Origin of the sequence: Acinetobacter sp. (assembly GCF_036659555.1) — a bacterium.
Classification (GTDB): Bacteria; Pseudomonadota; Gammaproteobacteria; order Pseudomonadales; family Moraxellaceae; genus Acinetobacter.
Genome location: NZ_JAVXCI010000021.1, coordinates 1 through 2,478, shown reverse-complemented (window position 1 = coordinate 2,478; position 2,478 = coordinate 1). Strand labels below are relative to the sequence as shown.

Below are 2,478 nucleotides of genomic sequence, written 5' to 3'. Positions count from 1 at the left end.
AAACCGACGAGGGTGTGAGTCCTCCGTGAGTTCGAATCTCACCGCTTCCGCCAATTTTTGAATTAAGCCCTTGTTATTACAAGGGCTTTTTTCTTGCTTGTGGTTTTACCCCTCAACCTACCCCTCATCAAATTTTGGATGTGAAAAGCAAAAACAGGATGATTTAGGATGGGATAGGAAATGAGTATAAAAAACGTTAATAATTTTAAACTCAATTTTGGCTTTGAAAAGATATTTTCAATATATAAAAAAGGGCTCTGGTTGGAAGTCAGGCGCAAGGGTACTGGTAGCAGTGACTGTGTGTGCTACGGCTTGTGGTCTAAACTTTTATATGTCGATGCTGGAACTGTACATGATCAAAACAGGATAGATTCAACAAAATATTGAGGATGAAAGTGAAGGACATGCACCCTTGTACTGGGGCAAGCGGCTTGAACCCTTGGTTGCTGAATACTACAGCATGCATACCCAGCATAAAGTCCGTCGTGTGAATGCCGTATTACAACATCGGGATTCAGACAAGAATTTTTGTTGGCCAACTTGGATTACTCTGTTGTGGGTAGTGATGAAGTCAGATACTGGAATGTAAATCCAGTAAAGCATTCTTCTCGGTCAATATGTCTTTTTGTAGTGAAATTAACTTTTTGTTCTTTTAAAGCCGTGTACGCTTCACTTTTTTCATCTGTGTCAGTAGTTGGATTGCATAACTCAGAAGTGTAAAACCAATTATTTTTTCATTTGTTTCACAATAAATATTATTGTTTTATATAAAAACTACGCCCCTATTTTGGTCACCTCAATACAATATATGTTTCAAATTAATTTTCCATCTAGTGTAATTTTAGAGGCGTTTTTAAACATCTATCTCGGTTACAATTCCTTTGACTAGTACTATAGATTTGTTGTCACCAGAGAATTATATGGACAATTTAGAAATTAAAATAATGCATTCCCTGAAACACTTTGCGCCTCCTTCCGAGGATCACATTAGTCCATATCGTGTTGATAGGATGTCTTGTAAGCGAATTGATAACAAGCAGTTCCCAGTAGCTAATCTACTATTATTTCTGCTTAGAGGTGTATGCAAATTCCCAAGTGGGATCATACACGACAAAATGTATTGGAGCATTAATTTCACTTACAAAGGATATAAGTGTGTAATAGCAGATCAGAAATTTGGATTATGTTTGTATACAGAAAATACTAGTGTAGTGAATCCAAAAGAAATTTTAGATAAATTAGAAAAGGCGCTACTGCTCATTGAAAAAAATTATCTAAATGTTTTCGCAAATGAACAAATAAAAAAAGGAAATATTACGGTTAGTAATCAGTTTTATAAATTGAATGGCCAATATGAGTATTTTAGAGATAGGGCGATAGCTGAATATTCTACCGTTCCAGAGGTTAATGTTGAAGGGGATGAGCTTCAATGTTTATTGGCTGGGTTTGAGGAAAGACACAATCAGGAAAAGAAAGCAGAAAGACAAGGACAATATAATGCCTTGGCCATGATCGATGCTTACTTTAGTAGATTGGAGCACATTATGGTACTTGCACTTCCATTTGCCAATTACCACAGAGAAAAAGATGATTTGAACAAGTTTGTGGCAGATCCTTGGGGAAGGAAGCTCCAACGGATTCTAAATTTTTCCAATCAGCGGGTCAAAAAGCATCATCAAGATTTACTGTATATAAAAGAGAAATTTCGCAATACCTTTGCCCACGGAGGATTTGAAAAGAATCGGCAATCCTTATCTTTTCATTTAGGTTGGGCTGGCGCAATTCCAGTCAGTATGTCAGGTGTGCGAGAAAGCGTGCATTTTAATAATATTTCTATTGATAAAAGGGGGTTTGAATATATATGCGAGGTGTTCAATACGTTTGATGATTATTTATCGAATGATGGTATTAGGGCAGCGTGGAAGTATGCTGAAAGTGGACTTGATCTACCGCTTGAAGAGAGATATTTGAGCGAGTTGTTATCTGTAGTAGGAGATGATGAGGCATATAATCATAAGCTTCAATATCTAAATTATAAGTATGATCAGTATCTAAATGCCGAATTCTGATCTAGTTTCTAAACTATCATATATACGATAGTAAAGGGAAGAGGATGGGTAATCCTCCCATTCTACCGCAAAGGGGGGACGAGAAAGTTTCACATAGAAGTTACCCTCAGAGAGAATAAGTCTGATGTGCTATACACAACGGTCTGCTAAAACCGGCCGGCAATGTAGGCCAGCACACAAAATCATAATCGCAGACCTTCAGCAGGTCAATTGCTGACAGCTGATTTGAATAAAAAGATGCCCGGTGATTTGAACATGAATTAAATAAATTTCAGATATATAACATTTACATGAATCATCATGCAGATTCATCACTGCATGATTTGCCCGTTTGGCCTGCCTCCCCGGCAGGCTTTTTTTATGCACAAACTTCAGATTTGAAATTATTCAAAATCAATTTTTTAAAAGG

1 protein-coding gene, 1 tRNA gene and 1 pseudogene (1 of these 3 only partly in view) are annotated in these 2,478 nt (G+C 36.9%); all 3 read left to right on the top strand.

Translation table 11 applies throughout. From position 1 onward, the window contains the following. A tRNA-OTHER gene (locus RSA72_RS04540) sits at window positions 1–53 on the top strand (it extends 58 nt beyond the left edge of the window). 205 nt (window positions 54–258) lie between these two features. Continuing rightward, window positions 259–596 (top strand): annotated as a pseudogene (locus RSA72_RS04535) (YqaJ viral recombinase family protein); the annotation flags it as partial. 324 nt (window positions 597–920) lie between these two features. Continuing rightward, window positions 921–2,069, top strand: a complete 1,149-nt coding sequence (locus RSA72_RS04530) for a hypothetical protein (protein WP_332632806.1) — start codon at window positions 921–923, stop codon at window positions 2,067–2,069. The last annotated feature ends 409 nt before the right edge of the window (window positions 2,070–2,478 follow it).

Bases quoted from the DNA above. Each gene is read 5' to 3' on its own strand.
- RSA72_RS04530 (WP_332632806.1), top strand. From the start codon at position 921: ATGGACAATTTAGAAATTAAAATAATGCATTCCCTGAAACACTTTGCG.